The organism is Hymenobacter armeniacus, from assembly GCF_014699055.1.
Lineage (GTDB): Bacteria > Bacteroidota > Bacteroidia > Cytophagales > Hymenobacteraceae > Hymenobacter > Hymenobacter armeniacus.
The window spans coordinates 598,086-619,750 of sequence record NZ_JACXAC010000003.1 but is presented as its reverse complement, the minus strand read 5'-3'; the positions used below and the strand labels follow the sequence as shown (position 1 = coordinate 619,750).

General features: G+C 62.2%; 18 protein-coding genes and 3 tRNA genes. 10 read left to right on the top strand and 11 right to left on the bottom strand.

Going from position 1 to position 21,665, the window contains the following annotated elements:
• Positions 1-111: 111 nt before the first annotated feature.
• The 7 genes from IC234_RS10900 to IC234_RS10870 form a co-directional block, all read right to left on the bottom strand.
• Entirely contained in the window at positions 112-954 is an 843-nt protein-coding gene (locus IC234_RS10900; RefSeq protein WP_190924388.1) for a phytoene/squalene synthase family protein, read from the bottom strand.
• Complete coding sequence (locus IC234_RS10895) at positions 941-2,398, bottom strand: phytoene desaturase family protein (protein WP_190924705.1); 1,458 nt, start codon at positions 2,396-2,398, stop codon at positions 941-943. Before IC234_RS10895 ends, IC234_RS10900 begins: the two co-directional genes overlap by 14 nt.
• A gap of 230 nt (positions 2,399-2,628) precedes the next feature.
• Positions 2,629-3,180 carry a sigma-70 family RNA polymerase sigma factor gene (locus IC234_RS10890; RefSeq protein WP_190924386.1) on the bottom strand — a complete coding sequence of 184 codons (552 nt, stop codon included), beginning with the start codon at positions 3,178-3,180 and terminating at the stop codon, positions 2,629-2,631.
• 252 nt (positions 3,181-3,432) lie between these two features.
• Positions 3,433-4,332, bottom strand: coding sequence for a MerR family transcriptional regulator (locus tag IC234_RS10885; protein ID WP_190924384.1), 900 nt, complete (start codon positions 4,330-4,332; stop codon positions 3,433-3,435).
• A 54-nt stretch (positions 4,333-4,386) separates the two neighbouring features.
• Entirely contained in the window at positions 4,387-4,896 is a 510-nt protein-coding gene (locus IC234_RS10880) for a sterol desaturase family protein (RefSeq protein ID WP_190924382.1), read from the bottom strand.
• A 125-nt stretch (positions 4,897-5,021) separates the two neighbouring features.
• Positions 5,022-5,828 carry an enoyl-CoA hydratase/isomerase family protein gene (locus tag IC234_RS10875; RefSeq protein ID WP_190924380.1) on the bottom strand — a complete coding sequence of 269 codons (807 nt, stop codon included), beginning with the start codon at positions 5,826-5,828 and terminating at the stop codon, positions 5,022-5,024.
• 217 nt (positions 5,829-6,045) lie between these two features.
• Complete coding sequence (locus IC234_RS10870) at positions 6,046-8,313, bottom strand: ComEC/Rec2 family competence protein (protein ID WP_190924379.1); 2,268 nt, start codon at positions 8,311-8,313, stop codon at positions 6,046-6,048.
• A 121-nt stretch (positions 8,314-8,434) separates the two neighbouring features.
• Between IC234_RS10870 and IC234_RS10865 the strand changes: the two genes are divergently transcribed.
• Positions 8,435-9,370 carry a phytanoyl-CoA dioxygenase family protein gene (locus tag IC234_RS10865; protein ID WP_190924377.1) on the top strand — a complete coding sequence of 312 codons (936 nt, stop codon included), beginning with the start codon at positions 8,435-8,437 and terminating at the stop codon, positions 9,368-9,370.
• Between the two features lie 24 nt (positions 9,371-9,394).
• Here IC234_RS10865 and IC234_RS10860 read toward each other — a convergent pair whose 3' ends face one another.
• Complete coding sequence (locus tag IC234_RS10860) at positions 9,395-9,826, bottom strand: GNAT family N-acetyltransferase (RefSeq protein WP_190924375.1); 432 nt, start codon at positions 9,824-9,826, stop codon at positions 9,395-9,397.
• 131 nt (positions 9,827-9,957) lie between these two features.
• Positions 9,958-11,058 (bottom strand): PhoH family protein, encoded by a 1,101-nt coding sequence (locus IC234_RS10855; RefSeq protein WP_190924373.1) that lies wholly within the window; start codon positions 11,056-11,058, stop codon positions 9,958-9,960.
• A gap of 128 nt (positions 11,059-11,186) precedes the next feature.
• Here IC234_RS10855 and IC234_RS10850 point away from each other — a divergent pair, with 128 nt between their 5' ends.
• Positions 11,187-11,957, top strand: coding sequence for an SAM hydrolase/SAM-dependent halogenase family protein (locus tag IC234_RS10850; protein ID WP_190924371.1), 771 nt, complete (start codon positions 11,187-11,189; stop codon positions 11,955-11,957).
• A gap of 152 nt (positions 11,958-12,109) precedes the next feature.
• On the opposite strand, the gene IC234_RS10845 is transcribed toward IC234_RS10850, so the two are convergent.
• Positions 12,110-13,249: an alpha/beta hydrolase gene (locus IC234_RS10845; RefSeq protein ID WP_223827607.1), complete on the bottom strand. Its 1,140-nt coding sequence runs from the start codon at positions 13,247-13,249 to the stop codon at positions 12,110-12,112.
• Between the two features lie 271 nt (positions 13,250-13,520).
• Complete coding sequence (locus IC234_RS10840) at positions 13,521-13,739, bottom strand: hypothetical protein (protein WP_190924367.1); 219 nt, start codon at positions 13,737-13,739, stop codon at positions 13,521-13,523.
• A 226-nt stretch (positions 13,740-13,965) separates the two neighbouring features.
• Here IC234_RS10840 and IC234_RS10835 point away from each other — a divergent pair, with 226 nt between their 5' ends.
• From IC234_RS10835 to IC234_RS10800, 8 genes are all read left to right on the top strand, one after another.
• The gene (locus tag IC234_RS10835; RefSeq protein ID WP_190924365.1) at positions 13,966-17,646 is read left to right on the top strand and encodes an alpha-amylase domain-containing protein; all 3,681 of its coding nucleotides are present in this window, start codon (positions 13,966-13,968) and stop codon (positions 17,644-17,646) included.
• 97 nt (positions 17,647-17,743) lie between these two features.
• Positions 17,744-18,049 (top strand): putative quinol monooxygenase, encoded by a 306-nt coding sequence (locus IC234_RS10830; protein ID WP_190924363.1) that lies wholly within the window; start codon positions 17,744-17,746, stop codon positions 18,047-18,049.
• 179 nt (positions 18,050-18,228) lie between these two features.
• Complete coding sequence (locus tag IC234_RS10825; RefSeq protein WP_190924361.1) at positions 18,229-18,774, top strand: iron-sulfur cluster co-chaperone HscB C-terminal domain-containing protein; 546 nt, start codon at positions 18,229-18,231, stop codon at positions 18,772-18,774.
• Between the two features lie 40 nt (positions 18,775-18,814).
• Positions 18,815-18,896: transfer RNA gene (locus IC234_RS10820), tRNA-Leu, on the top strand.
• Positions 18,897-19,070: 174 nt separating this feature from the next.
• A complete protein-coding gene (locus IC234_RS10815; protein WP_190924359.1) occupies positions 19,071-20,390 on the top strand; it encodes a site-specific integrase in 1,320 nt (439 codons plus the stop codon).
• A 49-nt stretch (positions 20,391-20,439) separates the two neighbouring features.
• Complete coding sequence (locus IC234_RS10810) at positions 20,440-21,228, top strand: DUF1963 domain-containing protein (protein ID WP_190924357.1); 789 nt, start codon at positions 20,440-20,442, stop codon at positions 21,226-21,228.
• A gap of 158 nt (positions 21,229-21,386) precedes the next feature.
• Positions 21,387-21,498, top strand: a tRNA-OTHER gene (locus tag IC234_RS10805).
• Between the two features lie 40 nt (positions 21,499-21,538).
• Positions 21,539-21,660, top strand: a tRNA-OTHER gene (locus IC234_RS10800).
• The last annotated feature ends 5 nt before the right edge of the window (positions 21,661-21,665 follow it).

Here is a 21,665-nt window from a genome sequence, read left to right as displayed (position 1 = left end):
TCGGCACAAGCAGCAGGCCCAGGCCGCGTCGAAACAAAGCATTCATGGGAGCAAAACTACTTCAGGCTTCAAAGAATTCAGCTCATTGGCAAACGGGCCCGGCCGACCCGCTCAGATGCGCGACAGCCGGTAGCGGAAATACGAGCCCAGCAGCAGCAGCAGCTTGGTGTTGTCGGGCACGCGCACCCGCTCGCCCAGAATGCGGGCCGCCGGCAGCTTTTTGATTTTATAAAACAGCTTTAGGTAATACACATACGCCAGGTACACGCCCAGGCGGGCCGAGCGCGGCAGCTGCTGAATGCCCACGTAGGCGGCCTCAAAATCGGCCTTGATGTCGGCCTCAATCTCGCTCTTGGTGGCGTCGTTGAAGCGCTGGTACACCACGCCGGGGAAGTACACGCGGCCCCGTTCCTCGTAGTCGGAGCGGATATCGCGCAGGAAATTCACCTTCTGAAACGCCGCCCCCAGCCGCCGGGCCGGCTCGCGCAGGCGCTCAAACAGTGCGTCGTCACCGTCGCAAAACACCCGCAGGCACATCAGCCCCACCACTTCGGCCGAGCCGTAGATGTACTCGTTGTAGAGGTCGGGGTGGTAATTCTGGTCTTCCAAATCCAGCGCCATGCTGTGCAGAAACGCTTCGATGAACTCGCGGTCGATGCCGTAGCGGCGCACCACGTGCTGAAACGCGTGCAGCACCGGGTTGAAGCTCAGGCCCGTGTCCAGGGCCTCGTAGGTTTGGCGGCGGAAGTCGGCCAGCAGCGCCGCCTTGTCGTGCTCGTGAAACGTGTCCACGATTTCATCGGCCCAGCGCACAAACCCATACACGGCGTACACCGGCAGGTGCAGGCGCTTATCGAGCGTGCGAATGCCCAGCGTGAACGAGGTGCTGTAGCGCCCCGTGATGAGTTTGCTGCAAGCCAGGCTGGTGTCGGTGAAAAGTTTAACGTGGTCCATTTTCTTTCAAAACTTCTCCCGCCACCACTTGGCCCGAAATTAACGAGGGCGGCACGCCCGGTCCGGGCACGGTAAGCTGGCCGGTGAAATACAAATTACTGACTTTTTTACTCTTCAACGTGGGCTTCAGAATAGCCGTTTGCCGCAGGGTATTCGCTAAACCGTAGGCATTGCCTTTGAAGCTGTGGTAGTCGGCCATGAAGTCGCGGTGGGCGTAGCTGCGCTTGAACACCACCGCGTCGCGGATGGGGTGGCCGCAGTGCTTTTCGAGCCGGTCCATCAGCAGGTCGTAGTACCGCTCGCGGGTGGCTTCGTCGTCGGTCAGGTCCGGAGCCACGGGGATGAGCAAAAACAGGTTTTCCTGGCCTTCGGGGGCCACGGTGGGGTCGGTTTTGCTGGGCACCGAGGCGTAGTACAGCGGCTTGGTGGGCCACTGCGGCTGCTCGTAAATCTCGCGGGCGTGCTGGTTCAGGTCCTCGTCGAAAAACAGGTTGTGGTGGCGCAGCTTGTCGAGTTTGCGGTTCACGCCCAAGTAAAACAGCAGGCTCGACGGGGCCATCACACGCGAATCCCAGTACTGGGCGTTGTAGTGCCGGTATTCGGGCGCCAGCACCTCCTGCTCGATGTGGTGGTAGTCGGCCCCGGCCACCACGGCATCGGCCGCCAGGAAACCGGTGGCGGTGCGCACGCCGGTGCTGCGGCCGTTTTCCACCGCTATTTCGGTCACTTCCTGATTGTAGCGGATTTCCACGCCTAGCTCTTCGGCCAGGCGCACCATGCCTTCCACAATCTTGTGCATGCCGCCCTTGGGGTACCAGGTGCCCAGCGCCAGGTCGGCGTAGTTCATCAGCGAGTAGAGGGCGGGCGTATTTTCCGAGGTGGCGCCCAGAAACAGGATGGGAAACTCCACCAGCTCCAGCAGGCGCGGGTCTTTGAAGAAGCGGCGCACGTGCTTGTGCATGCTTTGCAGCACGTCCATGCGCACCATGTCGACCAGCAGCCGGGGGTCGGCAAACTCCAACACGGAGCGGCTGGGCGCATACACCAGCCGGTTGATGCCCACTTCGTACTTGTAGGCCGCTTGCTTCAGAAACTCGTCGAGGCGGGCGGCGCTGCCGGGCTCGTAGCGCTCAAACAAAGCCCGCAATTCGCTCATTCGGGCCGGAATGTCCACCGCCTCGGGCCCCCGAAAGATTACCTGATACGACGGGTCGAGGCGCACCAGCTCGTAGTAATCGGCCACTTTTTTGCCGAAGCGGGCGAAATACTTCTCAAACACATCGGGCATCCAGTACCAGCTGGGGCCCATGTCGAAGGTGAAGCCCTGGGCCCGGAAAACCCGCGCCCGCCCGCCGGGGCCTTCATTTTTTTCCAGGATGGTGACGCGCCAGCCGGCCTGGGCCAGCGTGGTGGCAGCGGCCAGCCCCGCAAACCCCGCCCCGATGACGACGGCTTGTTTCGACGAGCCCGAGTTGGGCGTGCGGGCAGCATGAAGGGCGGCATTAACTGCCGCATTGACGGCGACGCTGGCGGCAGTGGTGGCGGCGGCTGAAGACAAAAGCAGTAAAAATCTGGATGAATGAATAAGCGAAAGTCGCCCGGAAAAACGGACCGCCGGCCCCGCGCCGCGCGAGCAGCAACAAGGCCGGCGGCCAACGCAATTACAGCCGGGGGCTAGTCTTCAACTACTTCGCTGGCATCGGCGGCCGAGGCGCCCACCGGCGCATACACCTGCAGGGCCGATTTCAGTTCCTTGCGGGCAATGTGAATGCGGTTTTTGACGGTGCCAATGGGAATTTGCAGCTTCTCGGCAATCTCCATGTACTTGTAGCCAATGTAGTACATCATGAACGGCGTGCGGTAGTCGGTACCCAGGCCGGCAATGGCCTCGTTGATGTCGCGCACCACAAAATCCGACGTCGCGCCGTTGTGGGTGATGTAGTTCTGGTCGGTGTTGAAATACTGAAAATACTCCGTCGAATCGATGTTGGAGCTGCGCTTGGTAATCTTGTTGTAGTTGTTGATGAAGGTGTTGCGCATGATGGTATACAACCACGCCTTCAGGTTGGTACCGGCTTTAAACTTGTCTTTGTTGAGCAGGGCTTTGAGGAGGGTTTCCTGCACCAAATCCTTGGCGTCATCAGCGTCTCGCGTCAAGTTCATGGCGGCGGGCCGGAGGGTGAGCGAAATCTTCTGCACTTGCGAGGTGAATTCTAGCGAAGTCATGCTGTTTAGCTTTTCGTGGCCGATTGTTAAACAAATATACGAGCCCGCCGCAAAATCAGCTAGCCCCGCCGAAATAATTTCGTTCGGCACGCCTACTAGTTGCTCGCAGGCGCGGCAAGGTACGCCCGGCCAGGGCTTCGCACCGGCGCCGGACTGACTTTTGCCATTATCCTTTTGTGAAGCCGGCGCGCACGCCGGCCTACCATTACGTGGCAAACTGCGCCAATGGTTTGTTTTTCGGCACGGCCGGGTTTACGCCGCCACCGGCTCGGTAGCGTGGTCGGCCACCAGCGCCAAAAAATCAGTCATCAGCGCCGGCGAGATGCAGTTTTTAGGCAGCACCAGGCCCTCCTGCCGGGCCAGCTGGCCATACAGCACCACCAGCTTGCCGGGGCAGCAGGCGGCCACGGCTTCGGCAAACTCGCCTACCCGGCTGCGCTCGGGCTGGGTGGTGAGCACCGTGGCCACGGCGTCGGGCTGGTAGGTGCGGCACACGGCGTCCAGTTCTTCCAGCGGCAGGTTCTGGCCCAGGTACAGCGTGTGCAGGCCCCGAGCGCGCAGCACGTAGTTCATGAACAACAGGGCCAGCTCGTGCAACTCCTCAGCCGGCAAAAACAGCACCCAACGCCGCGCCGTGACCGGCACGGCGGGCAGGGCATCGGTAGCGGCCAGCATTTTCTGGCGCAGCAAATGGGCCAGCAGGTGCTCCTGGGCCGGGTTCACGGTGCCGGCCAGCCACATCAGGCCAATGCGCTGCAGCAGCGGGTAGGCCACGTTGAGCATCATGTTCTCGAAACCCAGCTGGGCACTGGCTTCACTGAACAATTGGTTTATGCGCTGTTCATCGAAGCCCAGCATGGCGGCCAGCAGCGCGTTCACCTGCTGGTGGTAGTCGTGCACGTCGTTGCAGCAAGCCAGCACGGCGGCCTGGATTTCGTCGTCGCTGAGGCGGGCCACCTGCGAAATGCGCTGCCCCCGGCTGCACAGCGTGGTCACGTTGAGCAGGCGGCGCAGGTCGTCTTCGCAATAGGTGCGAATGTTGGTGGCCGTGCGCACGGGCCGCAACAGGCCGTAGCGCTGCTCCCACATCCGAATGGTGTGCGCCTTGATGCCCGAAAGCTGCTCTAAGTCGCTGATGGAGAAGTGGCCCATTGTGGGGTATGAAAAGGGTATAGCAAGAAGGTAAAAAGCAGCGGGCGCGTGCTGCTAGCCCGGGCCCATTTCGGAGCCCGTTTTCATTTTCTCGCTTTTTAGTTTTTGGCGCCGTTTGCGGGCCAGCTCCAGGTATTTGGGCGACACCCACAGCAGGCCAAACTCGGCCGAGCCGTCGCGGCCCTGGGTCTTGTGGTGGGTTTTGTGGGCCATGTTGAGGGCCCGCAGGTAGGTGTTGTCCGACTTTTTCCAGAAGCGCAGGCGGCCGTGAATCAGCACGTCGTGCACGAAGAAATACACCGTGCCATAGGCCGCAATGCCCACGCCCACCCAAAACCACCAGCGCGCGCCGTTGTCGCCGGTGATGAACAGCGCGGCCGAAATGGCGCCGTAAATCAGGAAAAACAAGTCGTTGCGCTCCACCGGGTGCGGGTGCCGCACGTGGTGCGAGCGGTGCAAAAACCACAAGGGCCCGTGCTGCACGTACTTGTGCATGAACCAGGCCCAGAATTCCATGAATCCGAAGGTGGCGAGCGTGATGCCGAGGGCGGCGAATGCAGTCATGGGCAACTAACCAGAACGGGAAACGGGATGTTTCGACGGGGAGTAATGAGTAACGGTTAGTGCGTGGCAGACGGCCGCCTGGCCTTCCATCATTCACTAACCGTTAACTGCTAGGTACTAAACCATTACCAGCCGATTTTTTCTTTGCTGAGGAAGGCCGCAATGCCGCGGCGGCAGTCGTCCGAGCCGCGGGCTTCGGCGTTGCGCTGGGCGGCGTACCGAAGGCCTTCTTCGAGGTCCATCTCGGGCAGGCGAGCCAGCATTTCTTTGGTTACCTCCATGCTCTGGGCCGAGTTTTCGCGGCAGAGGCGCTGGGCGTAGATTCTCACGGTTTCGGCCAGCTCCGCTTTGGGCACCATGAAGGTGATGAGGCCCATGTCGAGGGCGGCCTGGGCCGGCACGACATCGCCCGTGAGCAGGAGCTGTTTGGTGCGAGCTTCGCCGATTTTGCGCACCAGGAACACGCTCACGATGGCCGGCAAAAAGCCGATTTTCACTTCGGTGTAGCCAAACTTGGCTTCGGGCACGGCAAACGTGAGGTCGCAGATGGCGGCCAGCCCACAGCCCCCGGCCAGCGCGTGGCCCTGCACCTGCCCTATCACCACCTTTTTGAGGGTGTAAATCTGGTGGAAGAGCTGCATGAGGTGCGTGGAGTCTTCCAGGTTGTCGGTGTAGCCAAAGCCCTGCAAGTCCTGAATGTAGGCCAAATCGGCGCCCGCGCAGAACACGTCGCCGGCCGCGCGCAGCACGATGACCTTCACGGTTTCGTCGTTTTCGGCAAACTCGAAGGCTTGCTTTAGCTCGGTCACCACGTCGGCGTTCAGGGCGTTGCGCTTGTCGGGCCGGTTGAGGGTGATGTAGCCGATGCGGTCCTGGGCTTCGTAGCGGATGTAGCGGAGGGCTTCGAGTTCGGGAGTGAGCAGGTCTTCCATGAGGGCGGGGTTGGCGCGGGCGGATGGGTGTAACCATGATGCCAACCGCCGGGGAAAGGTGGCATCACCAGAGCAATTAACGGAAAAAAGACGCACTTGGTCGGCCGCGCTCGACCAAACCCGTGCCCGGCCTTACCCAATGCCCTGGCAAACTGGACGAACGCCGAATCAGAGGCAACTCGGACGGGATTGCCGCTTGGGTTGCCTGCGCGGGCGGCTACCGCAGCGGCGCGCACTGGAAAGCCCCCTGCGCCGTCACGTCCCAGGTGCGAAAGCCGCGGGCGCGCAGCAGCGAGTCCTGCCGGGCCACGTACCAGATTTTGCAGCTGGAATCGAACACCACGCGCGCGTTGGTGCCAAACACGGCGGCCAGGGTTTCGGGCTGCACGCGGGCATTGCGGCGCAGCACCAACACGTCGACCGGCGCCGGTTGGGTGGCCGAAGAAATGCGGTTCGACACAAACCCGATGCGCAGGCCGCGCCATTGGGCCAGCAGCACGGGGCCGGGCTTCCAGTACAAGGCAGCTTTGGCGCTGTCGGCATCGGCCAGGCGGCGCACGGGCACGGTGGTGCCGCGCCAGCCCACGCTGTAGTGCGTGCGGCGGGCCGCTTTGCGAATGATGCCCGGCAGCAGGCGGTAGGTGCGCTCGGTTTCGTTGAGCGGCACCGAATCGGGGGTGACGAACTCGGCCGCCGCGCCCTGCCAGAAGCCCACCGCCGAGCGGCGCGGAATGCTGTACACGATGAATTCCTCGGTGGGGGCCACGGCGCGGGCTTCGGCCATGCGGCTGCCCGCGTAGCCCAGCAGCAGCAGGGCCATGCCGCGCAGCCAGCTCAGGTGGCGGGTGTTGAGCCAGGCCAGGAACGTGCCGATGAGGCCAAAGATGAGCACCGTCTGCAGGGCCGAAACGTGGATTTCGCGCACCACCCAGCCAGAAAAGTAACGGCTAATGAGAAAGATGTATTCGTTGAACACCCACACCATTTTCTCAAATAGCCAGGCCACGCTGCTGGGTGCCCAGTCCAGGTACTTGGCCGTGGATGGAAACCAGAGGCTGGGCCAGGCCACAAGCCCTTTCACGGCCAGCAACGCCAACCCCACATACACGGCCGCGCTCGAAATGGGCACGGCCACCAAGTTGGAAAACAGAAAGCTGAACGGGAATTGGTGGAAATAATACAGCCCCAACGCAAACGTGGCCACCTGCGCCGCTAACGACAGCGCCACGGCCTGCCACACCTTGTCCAGGCCCACTCCGGTCCATTTCCAGACCCACTGCACAGCCCGGGGCTGCCACGGGCGCCGCCGGGCGTAGAAATAGCCTTCTACGTCGAGCCAGCGGGCAATGCGCGGCTGGATGTACACGATGCTGAGCACCGCCAGAAACGACAGCTGAAAGCCCACGTCGGCCACCAAAAACGGATTCCAGAGCAGCAGGAAAAACGCTGCCACGGCCAGCGTATTGAAAATGGAGCTTTGCCGCCCCCAGGCCCGCCCGATGATGAGGAACGTAAACATGACCGTGGCCCGCAGCACCGACGCCGACAGCCCCGTGACAAAAGCATAACTCCAGATGACGGCCAGCCCCAGCAGTGCCGACCACAGCCGGAAGCCCGGCACCCGCCCGAACAGTTTTTGCAGGAGCCACGAGAGCGCCAGGTACAGCAGCCCCACCTGCAAGCCGCTCACGGCCATGATGTGCGACGTGCCCGTGCTGCTATACGCCTGCTTGGTGGTGGCGTCCACGTCGTCCTTGATGCCCAGCACCAGCGCCGAAGCAATGGCGTATTCGCGCTTGGCCTTGATGTACTGCCGAAAAACGCCGTCCAGCTTTTCGGCGCAAACCATGCTCCAGTACACCAGCCTATTGGGCGGGGACGTGCGCAGCACCCGGTACTGGTCGGGGTGGATGTATTGCTGATGGTATACCTGCCGGTAGGCCAGGTATTGGCGGTAGTCGAACTCGCCGGGGTTTAGCGGGGGCTTGCTGGGGTCGGGGTGGCCGCGAATGAGCCACACCTCGCCGTAGCGCGGCTGGGCAATGCCCGCCACCCGGGGCAGCGACACCCGCACGCCGCCCGTGGCCCGGCGCCAGCGCCCGCCCACCCGCACGGCCTGCACCCGCAGCGTGGTGGCAAAGGTGGCGGCGCGCACCACGGTAGCCTCGTCCACCACGGCCTGGTAGCAGTCCATGCGGTTGTCGAACCGGAAGAGGTGGTCGGCCCGTCGGCTTTCGGTGGCGCGCTGCGTGAGGGCGGCCCCAAACAGGAAAACGGCCAGCAGCGCCACCAGCCCGGCCGCATCGGTGGCCGCAGGCCGGCGCCTACGTATGGCCCAGGCAATGAGCAGCATAGTTACGCCCGCCAGCCCCGCTGCCTCGGGCCACAGCTCCGGCCAGGCGTCGCCGAGGTAGAGGTAGGCCACGATGCCGCCAATCAGCGCCGGCGTGTAGCGGACGAACGGGAACGTGGCCCAGGTAATCATTCGTGGCAGAAAAAGAGAGCGTATTAAGTTGGCAATGTAGGACTTTGCCCCGATACTGCCCAAGCGCCCCTTCCGTGGGGCTGGCGGCGGTCGTAATTTGGGCGGGCAATTCCCTCCTGCCATGCTTTCCTTTCTGCGCCGCCTCAAGCTCAGCTACGCCGCCTACAACATGTTTCAGCCCCGCCGGCTGCGCCACAACGTGCCGCTGTACCAAAAGCTGGGGCTCAACAAGCAGTACTTCTCCCCCATCAGCAGCCGCGACTTTCGGCACTTGGCGCCCGATGCGGGCCTGCCACCCGTGCCGCCTTTGGCCGAGCGACTGGCGGCCACGCCCGCCTTCCGGGGCCTGCCGGCGGCCAGCCAGGCCAGCCTGCTGGCGTTTGAGGAAAACGGCTTTGCGGTGCTGCCGGGCTTTTTCAGCGCCGAAGCCGTGGACGGCATCAACGCCGATTTGGCCCGGCTCATCGAAACCGGGCAAATCAGCCAGCGCTACCGCAATAAGTTCATGTTCGCCTTTCGGCAATCGGCATGCATCCGGGAGGCGGGCGAAGGTGCCTTGCGCAGCCTGGTGGCCGCTTTGCTGGGCCATGAAACCAATCTGTTTCAGAGCATCAACTTCCTCACCGGCAGCGAGCAGCGCACCCACTCCGACAGCATCCACATGAGCACGTTTCCGCTGGGGGGCATGGCGGCGGCCTGGGTGGCGCTCGAAGACATCACGCCCGGCAATGGCCCGCTGCACTACTACCCCGGCAGCCATAAGCTCCCCTACTACCTCAACGCCGACTACCAGAACGAAGGCACCGCCTGGCTTATCGGCGACAAGGAGTACACCCAATACGAAGCCTATATCAACCAGAAAATTGCCGAAGCCGGCCTGCCCAAGCAGGTTTTTCTGGCCCGCAAGGGCGACGTCTTTGTGTGGCATGCCAACCTGATGCACGGCGGCGAGCCCCACCTCGATAAGGCCCAGACGCGCAAAAGCATGGTGTTCCACTACTTCAGCCAGGCCCACATTTGCTACCACGAAATCACGCAGCGCCCGGCCTTGCTGTAGCGCCGACGCCGTCGTGAGTTTGCCCTACAGCACCATTTTGTAGTGCTGGATATTGGCTTCCTCAAACATATCGCCTTCCATTCGGAAGCCGTGGCGCTCGTAGAATGGCACGGCCCGCAGTTGGGCGTTCAAATAAACTTCAGCATCGGGCAGCTCAGCCTGCACATCGGCCAGCACGGCGTGCAGCAGCGCAGCGCCAATCTCCTGGTTGCGAAAATCAGCCAGCACGGCAAAGCGCTCCAGCTTCACGCCGTGTTCGGTTTCGCGCCAGCGGGCGGCACCGGCGGGCGTGCCATCGGCGGCCCGGGCCAGGTAGTGGCGGGCGTCGGTGCGGTCGTGCACGTCGTGTTCCTTGGCGGCCGGCACCCCCTGCTCCTGCTGAAACACTTGTTCGCGGATGGTGAAAGCGGCATCGAGGTCGCGCAGGTCGGTGATGCGGTAGGCGGTGGCGGGCATGGCAGTGTTGATGGGTGTGATTAAAAACCGTCATCCTGAGCGCAGGGAAGGACCTCATCACGTTTGAACCAATTGTTCTGACGTGATGAGGTCCTTCCCTGCGCTCAGGATGACAGCATATTACTGCGAAACTACAGCGCCTGCTCGTGGTTGACGGGCAGTTCCGTCTCGGAGTCCGCAGCAGGCTGTGCGGCGTCCAGCAGGCCCTGCTCGCGGAGGCGGCGCTCGTGGCGCTCGTCCCGACGCGCGGCGCCGTTTTGCTGGGCCTGGCGGGTGGTTTCCTCGGTATCGTACCGGTCGTAGGCTTCCACGATTTCCTTCACCAAGCGGTGGCGCACCACGTCCTCCGACGTCATCTCGACGTAGCCAATGCCGGGCACGCTCTTCAGAATGTCGAGGGCCTGCAACAGGCCCGATTTCTGGCGGGTGGGCAGGTCAATCTGGCTGCGGTCGCCGTTCACCATCACCTTAGCGGTGGGACCCATGCGCGTCAAAAACATCTTCAGCTGCGAGGGCGTGGTGTTCTGGGCCTCGTCGAGCAGCACGAAGGCGTTGTTCAGGGTGCGGCCGCGCATGTAGGCCAGCGGCGCGATTTCAATGATTTTATTTTCCTGGTAGAATTTCAGCTTTTCAGCCGGAATCATGTCCTCCAGGGCGTCGTAAATCGGGCGCAAGTAGGGGTCCACCTTCTCCTTCATGTCGCCGGGCAGGAAACCGAGGCTTTCGCCGGCCTCCACCACGGGGCGCGAGATGATGATTTTCTTGACCTCCTTGTTTTTGAGCGCGCGCACCGCCAGCGCCACCGAAATGTAGGTTTTGCCGGTGCCGGCCGGGCCCAGGGTGAAGGTCAAATCATGTGCCATCACGGTATCGACCAGCTTTTGCTGGTTGGGCGTTTTGGCCTTGATGACGCCGCCTTTGGCGCCGAACAGGATGACGTCGGGCGAGGCGGCCAGCACCCGGCCCTCGGCCTCTTCGGAAGTAGCGGAAAGGTACTGGTTGACGGTTTTGTCGGTGATTTGGCCGTACTGATGGTAGTGCTCGATGAGCGACGACAACAAATCGTTGATGCGGGAGATGACCGCCGGCTGGCCCTGAATCTTGATTTCGTTGCCGCGGCTGATGATTTTAGAACCAGGGAAAGCAGCGGCTAACTGACGGATATTCTGATTGTCGGGGCCGAGGAAATCGACCAGGGACATGTTTTCGAGGGTGATGATTTTTTCGACCAAGGATGGGAAGTGGGGAAAAGAAGGCGGGGGAACAGCCAAAAAAGAAACAAGCCTTTCCGCACAAACCGGCTACTTTTGCCCCGGTTCGGGCGGACGAACAATACTACGAAAAACTACCGAACGCAGGCATGGGATTGATTACGTTGCTGACCGATTTTGGCTACCGCGACCATTACGTGGCGGCGCTGAAAGCGCGACTTCTGCAATTGGCCCCGGCGACGCCCGTGGTGGACATCAGCCACGGCGTCGAACCTTTTAACATCGCGCACGCCGTTCACGTTCTCCAAGCCGTGTTTCGCGACTTTCCGGCGGGCACGGTGCACGTCATCGGCGTCGACGACCACGGCGCGGGCCCCGAGCCGGGCTGGCAGGCCGCCCGCTTCCAGGGCCACTTTTTCGTGGCCGGCGACAACGGCATTCTGGCCTTGCTCACCAACAGCGCGCCCGAGGAGCTGGTGGCCCTGCCCGCGGCCGTCACGGCCTCGCCCACCCGCGATGTGCTGCTACCCGCCGCCGTGGCCCTTGCTCACGGCGAAGCCCTGACCTCGCTGGGCCCCGTCGTGACGGGTTTTCACCAGCTCAACAACCGCCAGCTGCGCCTGCAGGACCACCGCATCACGGGCCACGTGGCGCACGTGGACCACTACGGCAACCTGATTACCAACATTTCCCGCACCGCGGTAGAAGCCGTGGGCCACGGCCGGCCCTTTGCCGTGCATTTCGGCCGCGACGTGGTGCGCGAGGTGCACCCGCACTTCTCGGCGGCCCCTCCCGGCGAGGCCGTGGCCGTGTTCAACAGCCAGGACTGCCTGTGCCTGGGCATTTGCCAAGGCAACGCCTCCGAGCTGCTCGGCCTGCATTTCGACTCGCAGGTAGACGTGCGCTTCCCGGCGGAGTAGTGCTTTTACGGTCAGGCAAGCACAAAAAAGAACGTCCTGCTGAGCGCAGGCGACGCAGCTCCACCGCGCAAGTAAATAATTACTAGTGCGGCAGAACTGCGTCGCCTGCGCTCAGCAGGACGTTCTAATGTCAGCTAAGACTGCGGAGGCCTTTACTTCAGGGCACTTTTCAGGTCGCTCACGGCTACGTTTTGTGCGTCTTTGGCTTCGGGTACCACGGCAGCCATGCCGAAGAATTCGTGCGTCGTGCCGTCGTACTTTTTGTAATTGGTTTTCACGCCGGCGGCCGAAAGCTTATCGGACAAGGTTTTGCCCTCGCTCGTGAGCGGGTCGTAATCGGCGGCGATGATGGTGGTGGGTTCCAGTCCTTTCAGGTTGGCGGCCACCAGGTTGATGCGCGGGTCCTTCAAATCGGCCTGGGTGCGCTGGTAGTTTTTGAAGAACCACTCCATGCCGCCCTTATTGAGCGGGGCGGTTTCGGTGTTGGCCTGGTAAGAGGGCGTATTGGTGTCGGAACCGGCAATGGGGTACACCAGCACCTGGTACTTGGGCAAGGCCACCTTCTTATCGCGGGCCATGATGCTCACGTTGCAGGCCAGGTTGCCGCCGGCGCTTTCGCCCACCACGGCCACTTTATTGGGGTCGCCTTTCATGCTGGCGGCGTTTTTCAGCACGTACTGGTATGCGGCAAAAGCGTCGTCGTGCGCGGCGGGAAACTTGTGCTCCGGCGCTTTGCGGTATTCCACCGACACCACCACGGCGCCCACCTGCTCGCACAGGGCCTGGGCCGAAGCGGCGTAGGTGTCGTTGGTGGCAATGACCCAACCACCGCCGTGGTAATACACGATAACCGGAAACGGAGCCGTGCCCCCCTTGGGCGTGTAGATGCGGGCTTTCACGCCGGGCATCAGGGTTTTGGTCACGGTGTCGCAGTTCAGGGGCGGCGCCGGGACGTTGCTCAGGCGCATCTGCTTCATGGCCGCGTCGGCGGCGCTGGGCTGCTTGCGGGCCTGGGCGGCGGTGAGCTCGGGCAGGGGCTTGTTTTTGAAGCTCATGAACTGTTCAATCACGGCCTGCATCTCGGGCTTGAGGTTGGGGCCCCAGGCGGGCTTGGCCATGGTGGGCTTCACGGCGCCGGGGGTGCCAGCTGTGGCGGCGCTATCGGGGGCGGTGGCGCCGGTGCTATCGGCCGAAGTGCCGGCGGCGGTAGTGGTTTCGGTTTCGGTGGTTTTGCTGTTGCAGCTGCTCAGAAGCAGGCTACTCGCGAGGGCGGCAGTCAGCAGCTTGGACAAAGGCAGTGAGCGGGAAGCAGGGTATTTCATATAAGGATGAAAAATGATTGAGGTGTTTGGTGAAGGCAAGGGACACGGCCGGGCATCTGTACGAACTATTCATGCCGGAGTTGGAATCATGTTATTTTTTCAAGCCATTACGCAATAGTCGCTGTAGATAGACTCAAAAGGACTGAAAAAACCGAGCAACCTGAGCCGTGTAGAAACCTAACGGCCCCGCCGCAACGCACTTGGCGAGGCAGCGGGGCCGTTGGCTAACCTAATGCAAAGGCTACTTGGCCATCGTGGAGTCGGTACCCATGGCGGAGCTATCGGCCCGCACGGTGGTAGCGGCGCTATCCGAGGCGGCGTTGGTTTCGCTGTCCACTACGGTGGCGGTTTTGTCGGCGTCGGTGGCTTTGGGTTCGCTGTTGCAGCTGCTCAACGACAGGCCACCGGCCAAGGACAACAGGCACGCCACAGCGGCGGGCCGGAAAACGGAAACTTTCATAAACAAAAGAGTTCTAAGGTGGAAGGAGGCATTTGCTTCGTTTACGGCCGGCGGAGCGCCAGAGTTGGTTAAACGGGTGCGATGCTCCAAATGGCCCGCCCGGGCATCCGCCGGTTTCGGCCTCCCGCAATCCTTTGTGATGGGGTGCCAGCGGTGTTTTTTACAGGATTTGCATCCGGGCAGGTATCTGTAAATTTGTGTTCCCTCCCAACTCCCTGGTTACTATATGAGAAAATGTTACGCCTTGGTGGCGCTGTGGCTGCTGGCCCTGCTCGGCCAGTTCCCGGCCGCCGCCCAAACCACCGTGAAACGCGTGGTGCTGCAAGCTTTTTGGTGGGATTATTACAACGGCAACTACCGCTTCAAGTGGGCCGACTACCTCACTGAGCTGGCCCCGCGCCTCAAAAGCCTGGGCATCGACGCGGTCTGGATTCCGCCCACGCCCAAGAACAAGAACGCCACCAACGACGTGGGCTACTCCCCTTTCGACCCCTACGACCTGGGCGACAAATACCAGAAGGGCGACGTGCGCACCCGCTTTGGCTCGAAAGACGAGTTGCTGCGCCTGGTGGCCGTGCTGCACGCCAACGGCATCGAGGTGATTCAGGACGTGGTGCTGAACCACACCGACGGCGCGGGCACCACCACCGGCGCGGCCGGCCAAGACCCCGAGCCCACCTACTCCATGGCCACCAACAGCGGCTACAAGACCTTCCGGTACAGCTCCTTTGCCACGCCCCTGCCCGAGGCCGGCGACAACGGCGCCGCCTACGCCGCCCGCCAGGGCCGCTGGCCCAAGAACTACGCCAACTTCCACCCGCACCTGGGCCACAACGACACTGGCATGGATATGACCGCGCCCTACTTCGGCCCCGACTTTTGCTACGGCAACGACGGCGGCTCCGACGGCTACGGCCCCCTCAGCCCCGCCTACCTGGCCCTATACCCCGGCGCCTACAACCCCAGCCAAACCGCGGGCTACAGCCAAACCCAGGCCCGCAACTGGGTAGTGTGGATGAAAAAGCAAACCGGCGTCGACGGCTTCCGCTGGGACGCGGTGAAGCATTTCAGCTACAACGCCCAGCAGGATTTGAGCTACAACCTGAAGTACAACGCCGACTGGGCCAGCGCGGGCGAAACCATGTTCAACGTGGGCGAATACGTGGGCGGCAAAACGGACCTCGACGCCTACGTGACGAGCGTGAAGGGCCAGAACGGCGGCCAGGATTTCCTGATGGGCACCTTCGATTTTAGCCTGCGCGGCGCGATTTACAACATGGTGAGTTCGGGCGGCGGCTACGACTTGGGCCAAATTCCCAACCAGCAGCAGGACCAGCGCGTGGCCTACTACGCCGGCTCGAACACCTACGTGCACCGCACGGCGCCCTTCGTGAACAACCACGACACCTTCCGCCCGCAGCTCGACGCCAACGGCAACTACACCGGCTGGAACACGAGCGACGAGTTGGCGGCCCACATCGACCCGTTCGACCCGCGCCTGTCGGCGGCCTACGCCGTTGCTTTCGCCGTGGACGGCAACCCGCACATCTACTTCGAGGACCTGTTTAACATCGGCGGCACCGGCAAGCGCTGGACGCACCTGCCCGTTTCCACCGCCGACCTGCCCACCCGCGACGACCTCGTGAACCTGCTCTGGTGCCACCAGAACCTGCATTTCAAGGACGGTGCCTACCGCGTGCGCTACCAGTCGCCCGACCACCTCGTCATCGAGCGCGGCGCCAAGGCCATCATCGGCATCAACGACAGCTACAACAACTGGCAGGAACACTACGTCGATTCCGACTTCGCGCCCGGCACCGTGCTCAAGGACTACTCCGGCGCCAACGGCAACTACACCTACACCGTGCCGGCCGACCAGCGCGTGCGCATCAACACGCCGCCGTGCAACGGCACGGCGTTGCTGGGCCGCCGCGGCTACTCGGTGTGGGCCCCGGTGGGCCAGGACAATTCGGCCTACGCTCCCGCCCACGCGGCCCTCACGACCCAGGAATGGGAAATGGCCGACGACCTCGGCGACCTCCACTGCGGGGGCCTGGGCCAGGGCGGCGCGCTGCCCAGCAACTCCACCAACACCCGCCTGGCCGGCAAAATTTACGCCCAGGCCGGCCAGCCCGTCACGTACACCCTCTACCCCGAAAACGCCGGCACCAACACCCGGACGCTGGCCGTGGGCGTGTACGACCTGCGGGGCAACCTGCTGAGCAGCGCCACCGGCACCGCCGCGGCCACGGGCACCTACACCCCAAGCACCACCGGCTGGCTAGCCCTGAAAATCCGAAACACCAGCGCCACCGTTGCCGGCCAGCGGGCCTACGTGAAAGCGAGCTATACCGCCCCCGCGGCCGTGAACACCCTCACCGCCACGTTGCCCACCAATCAGGTGGCCATCTGGACGAGCAACGACGCCTCAGCCGACCCCACCGACTGCCGCAACTGGGAAAACGGCGTGCAGCCCACCGCCAGCACCGACGTGCTGATTCCGGCCGGCACCAGCTTCGCCCCGCAGCTTGGCGCCGGCACGCTGGCGGCTCATAACCTCACCATCGAAAGCGGCGCCAGCCTCGCCCTGGCCGCCGGCACCACCTGGCAGGTGAGCGGCAACGTGGTGGCCGCCGGTGCCATCACGGGCTCCGGCACGCTGGAGCTGAACGGCAGCACCGAGCAGACGCTGAGCAGTGGCAGCGGCGCGGCACTGGCCCTCAACCGCCTCACCGTCAGCAACCCAGCCAACGTGCGGCTGCTCAGCCCGGTGAGTTTGAGCGACGCCCTTACTTTCACGGCCGGGCATATGGTGGTGGACAATAACTCGTTGGCCCTGAGTGGCAGCGCCACCCTCAGCGGCGCCGACGCCAGCCGCTACGTGATAACTCCCGACGTGGCCGCCAGTGGCGGCTACGTGGCGCGGCCCGTGCCCACGGGCGGGGCGGCCGTGCTGTTCCCAGTGGGCACGGCGGCCTCTTATACCCCACTCACACTGGCTAATTCGGGCGTCGGCACCACGTTTCAGGTGCGCACCTTCAGCGGGCTGCTGGCCAATGGCCGCACCGGGGCGCCCTATGCCCGGCAGGCCGAATTCGTGAACCGCACCTGGGAGGCCACGCCGGCCCTGGCGGCGGGCCCGGTGGTGAGCGTGAGCGTCCAGTTCAACGCCCCCGACCAAAACGCCAGCTTCGTGCCTGCCCAAGCCAGTTTGTATGGCAACGCCGGCACCCCCGGCAGCACCTGGGCAGAATTGGGCCGGGCCGCGGTGAGCGGCGCGGGGCCGTTGGCGGCCACGCTCAGCGGCGTGAGTTCGTTCCCGCTGTTTGCCTTGGGCAACGGCCTCACCCCTCTGCCAGTCACGCTGACGCAATTTGCGGCGCAGCGCACCGGCCCCGGCACCGTGCGCCTGACCTGGACCACGGCGCTGGAACAGCACAATGCCGGTTTCGACGTGGAAAAGTCGGCCGATGGCCAGACCTTCCACCAAGTGGCAACGGTGGCCGCGCAAGGCGGGAACCGCCCGGCTACTTACGGCTACAACGACCATGACGCCGCTTCCAGCGCTTTCTACCGCCTCAGGCAGCGCGACACCGACGGCAGCCACCGCTTCAGCGCCGTGGCGTACGTGGCGGGTGCGGGCAGCCCCTACGCGGTGGTGCCCAACCCCAGCCGGGGCGAAGCCCTGCAGCTGCTCGGTGGCGCGCTGGCACCGCCCGACGCGCCGCTGCGCCTCTCGCTAAGCAACGTATTGGGCCGCAATCTATTGGTTACGACCGCTGCGCCCCGGGCGGAGTTGCAGGATTTGCTCAGCAAGGCGCTCGGCAGTGCCGCGCCGGGCGTTTACCTGCTCACCGTCACGGGCCCCGACGGCCTGCCCCAGCGCCTGCGCCTGGTGCGCGAGTAGTCGCGTCGGGCCGCTACGCGGCTGCGCCCAAAGCCCCGGCAGCCGCAGGTGTGGCGCCGGGGCTTTTATTTTCGCCGTTTCAACAACCTTTCCCGCGATGCTCATCCGCGTTGTCCGCATGACGTTTGCTCAGGAGCAAGTGCCGGCTTTTTTACAGCTTTTCCACGCCACCAAGCACCGCATTCGGCAGCAGCCCGGCTGCCAGCACCTGGAACTGTGGCAGGACGCGGAAAACCCAGCCGTATACTGCACCTACAGCCATTGGGACGACGACGCAGCCCTCAACGGGTACCGCAAATCGGCATTGTTTGGCGAAGTGTGGCCGGCCACCAAAAAATTATTTGCGGCCCCAGCCGTGGCGTTCTCGTCCGCACCAATTGCGGTGGTTGAAAAACACGCTTAAGCGGGTCTTTTAGCGAATGTGGCGGCAATTCATACCAAGGCGCAGTCCCCGTTCAGTCGCCGAAGTGCCGCCCGCTCCCGAAAGGACAATCTGGAAATTGCGCAGCGGGCGCGCCCCAACCCTCTCCTTTGTTTGGCGGTAAAACCACCAGCGCGCCCCTGCGCCGTTACCTTCGCCTCATGCCCGCTGCCCTCAATTACTTCGATTTCTACGGCCTTCCAGAGTCTTTCCGGCCCAATGAGGCCGCCCTCAAGCGCCTCTACTACGCCAAAAGCCGCGAAACACACCCGGATTTTCACGCCACGTCGTCGTCCGAAAACCAGGCCGAGATGCTACGCCAGGCCACTCTCAACACCGACGCCTACCGCACCCTCTCCGACCCCGACCAGCGCATGGCCTACCTCCTGCGCCAGCACGGCCTGCTCGAGGAAGGCAAGCAGGAGCAGCTCCCGCCCGATTTCCTGATGGACATGATGGACCTGAACGAGCAGCTAATGGAACTGGAAATGGCCCCCGACGCCGCCGCCCAGGCCAACGTGGCCGCCGAAGTGCAGGCGTTGGCCGACACCCTCGACGCCGGCATCGAACCCGTTCTCGCTGGCTATGAGCAGCTCCCCGCCGACCACCGCCCGGCCGCGCTGCAACAAATCCGCACCTATTACCTAAAAAAGCGCTATCTGTTGCGCATCCAGCAACAGCTAGCTACCTTTGCAGCCCGCTCCTGATACCGGCAGAGCGGAATTGTTCTGAAGTGAAGCTCATCCTGCCCGGATGGCGGAACCGGTAGACGCGTTGGTCTCAAACACCAATACCGCAAGGTGTGCCGGTTCGACTCCGGCTCCGGGTACTAGGAAGGTCTAACGACCACCCCCAATGCTAGCCTCAAAAGCTGTAAATCTGTTCGCAGATGCAGTTTTTGAGGCTTTTTTGCGTTCAGGCCAATCGGGATTCATTAATGGGTTTACCCAGACTTACCGATGCTTTTACGCCACCTCCTACGCCACCTCTTTTTCTAAATCTTATGAAAGTTGTGTTTGAGCTGCGGCATGATAAACAGGATAAGGCAGGCACGGTGCCGGTCTATGTATCGGCGTACTTCGACGGGCTGCGGCTGCGCTGCTCCACCAAGGAGCGGTGCGAGCCGCGGCAGTGGAACGAGAAGGAACAGGAGTTCCGGCGCTCGTTTCCGGGCTTTACTTCGGCTAATTTGGGGCTGCAGGCCCTGGTGCGCCGGCTGGAAGACAAGTACCGCGAAATGCGGGCGGCAAACGTCGCGCCGAACGTCGCCTTGATGCGCGAGGCAGTGAATCCTGCGACTGTAGTGGTGAAGGAGGAACCTACACTCGTGGCCCGCTTCTGCGAGTTTCGGGACGTCCTAGCGGGGCGAGGATATGCCTTCCACACGTTGCGGCACTACAAAACGGCGAGCAACCACTTGGAGACCTTCTTGGAGAAGACTCGGCGCAAGGGGCTGTTATTGGCCGGATATACCTCGGCGGTGCATGATGACTATGTGAGCTATTTGCGAACCGTTTGCGGCTTATCGGCCAACGGGGTGTACACCTTGCTCAAGGACCTGAAGACGTTTTTGCGGCACGCGCAGGATGAACGAGGGCTAACGCTGGGGCTGGAATTGAAGCGGTTTGAAGTGAAGTACACCGACCAAGCCAAAACGTACCTGACCGGGGCCGACCTGGCGGCGCTGGTGTCGGTGAAGCTTTCGAAAACCTTGGAGCCTGCCAGGGACGTGTTCTTGTTTTGCTGCTACACGGGCTTGCGCTACTCGGATGTAGCGGCGCTACACGCGGGCAACCTGCATTTGTTGGGCGCTAATGGCGATGGGGACCGGGTGCTCCGGCTGGTACAAACCAAGACCCGGGCCACGGTGAGCATCTACCTGAGCAAGCTGGCAGCGGAAATACTGGACCGGTACGCGACGCCGGAACGGCAATTTGAGGGGGCTAGGCTGCTGCCGGTGCTGGCCAACCAGCCGATGAACCGGTACTTAAAGAAAATCACACAGCTGGCAGGGTTGTCACGGCCGGTGGAAGTGGTGAGCACTGCTGGCGGGCAGGTGGTGAAAAATGCAGTGCCACTGTACGAGCTGGTGACTATGCACACGGCTCGCCACACGTTCGCGGTGCAAAGCTTGCTGCGCGGGATGCCGGTGACGGTATTACAACGCGTGATGGGTCACGCCAAGATTCAGAATACGATGCGGTATGCGCAAGTAGTTGAAGAGTTGCAGCACCAAGCCATGCGGGCGGCGTGGGATGAGCCGGCCACCGCGCCAGCTGTGAGCGTGCTGGATGGTTCGGTTTGCACGGTGATGGCGGCGTAGCAAATTGAGGCTTGTATCATTGTAGCCGACTAAAGACAGCTACTCAGTTATGAGCGACATCAACCAGCAGCGGGCAGCACTACATCAACGCGGGCTTTCTACCATGGCCGACTTGGTCAACCTGCTTCGTCCACTGCTGCTGTCTGCCAGCAAGCTAACTCCCCGCAAAGCCCGACAGCCGTTAGACGGTTCGCAACTGCGTTCGCACTTTGGGGGAAAACCTTATTTTGAGAGGGGAGAAACTTGGCCAACTACCAAGACAGGCCAGCCACTTGATTTTATCATGCAAGTGGTGGCTAGCGAAGGCGCTGGCCTGCCAGCGGGTGTTGCGCTGTTACAGCTTTTTTACAGCTGGGAGGCATTTCCGTGGGACACGGAAGCGGAGGGCTGGTTGGTTAAAACGTATGGTTCTGTTTCTCCGGAGCAAGCTCAGCTTATCGAGCGGCCGACTTCATTGGACAAGCCAATCTTTTGCGATATCATCTTCACTCCCATCCAGTCGCTTCCCGATTGGGGAGGGCTGAACGAGTTGCCGGCTGGTGCCGATGCCACCATTCTGGCAGAGATGCTTAATGCAGAAGACCCATGGGATGCATATGATGAGGCGGTTACGCAACTCTTGGGCGAGTCAGATTATCAGTCCATCATTGGGGTCTACCCTCGATGGTTACAGGGAGCGGAAAACCCAGTCGATGCGAATGGCCAGAATCTGCCCCTGCTATTTCAGCTTGACTCAGAGGACAAGGCGGGCATCATGTGGGGCGACACGGGACTGGTGTATGTGTTCCACGACCCGCAAAGACCAGGGCATTTCACGTTTGATTTGCAATGCTTGTAGCAACTGGCTGCTAACTTGCCGGCTAACAACCAACTTGCCCAGTTTGAAAAAGCCAGGTCAAGAGCTGCTTACTTCTTTTTCTGTTAAAAAATAGCCGCTCAATTACCTGGTTTTTTCACTGGCAATGGTTGCCAGGCTGCGTTAGCAGCTTACTTTTTGAAGCAGTAGCTCAGCGGTAGAGCATGAAACAGCGCTGGAATTACCCGCAAGGGTCAACCGGCGCTTACTTCTAGGATTTTAGGGTCGTTGGTTCGAATCCAACCTGCTTCACCCGGTGGTTTAGGTGCCGGGCACCTGGGCCATATTTTTTGAAACAGTCGTCTAATGGTAGGACGTCGGACATCTATAGTTCTGTCATTACCTAAGCCAGGTCAAGTAAGACTTACTTCTGAGCTTATTCCGAAAACGCTGGTTCGAATCCCGCCTGTTTCACTCCT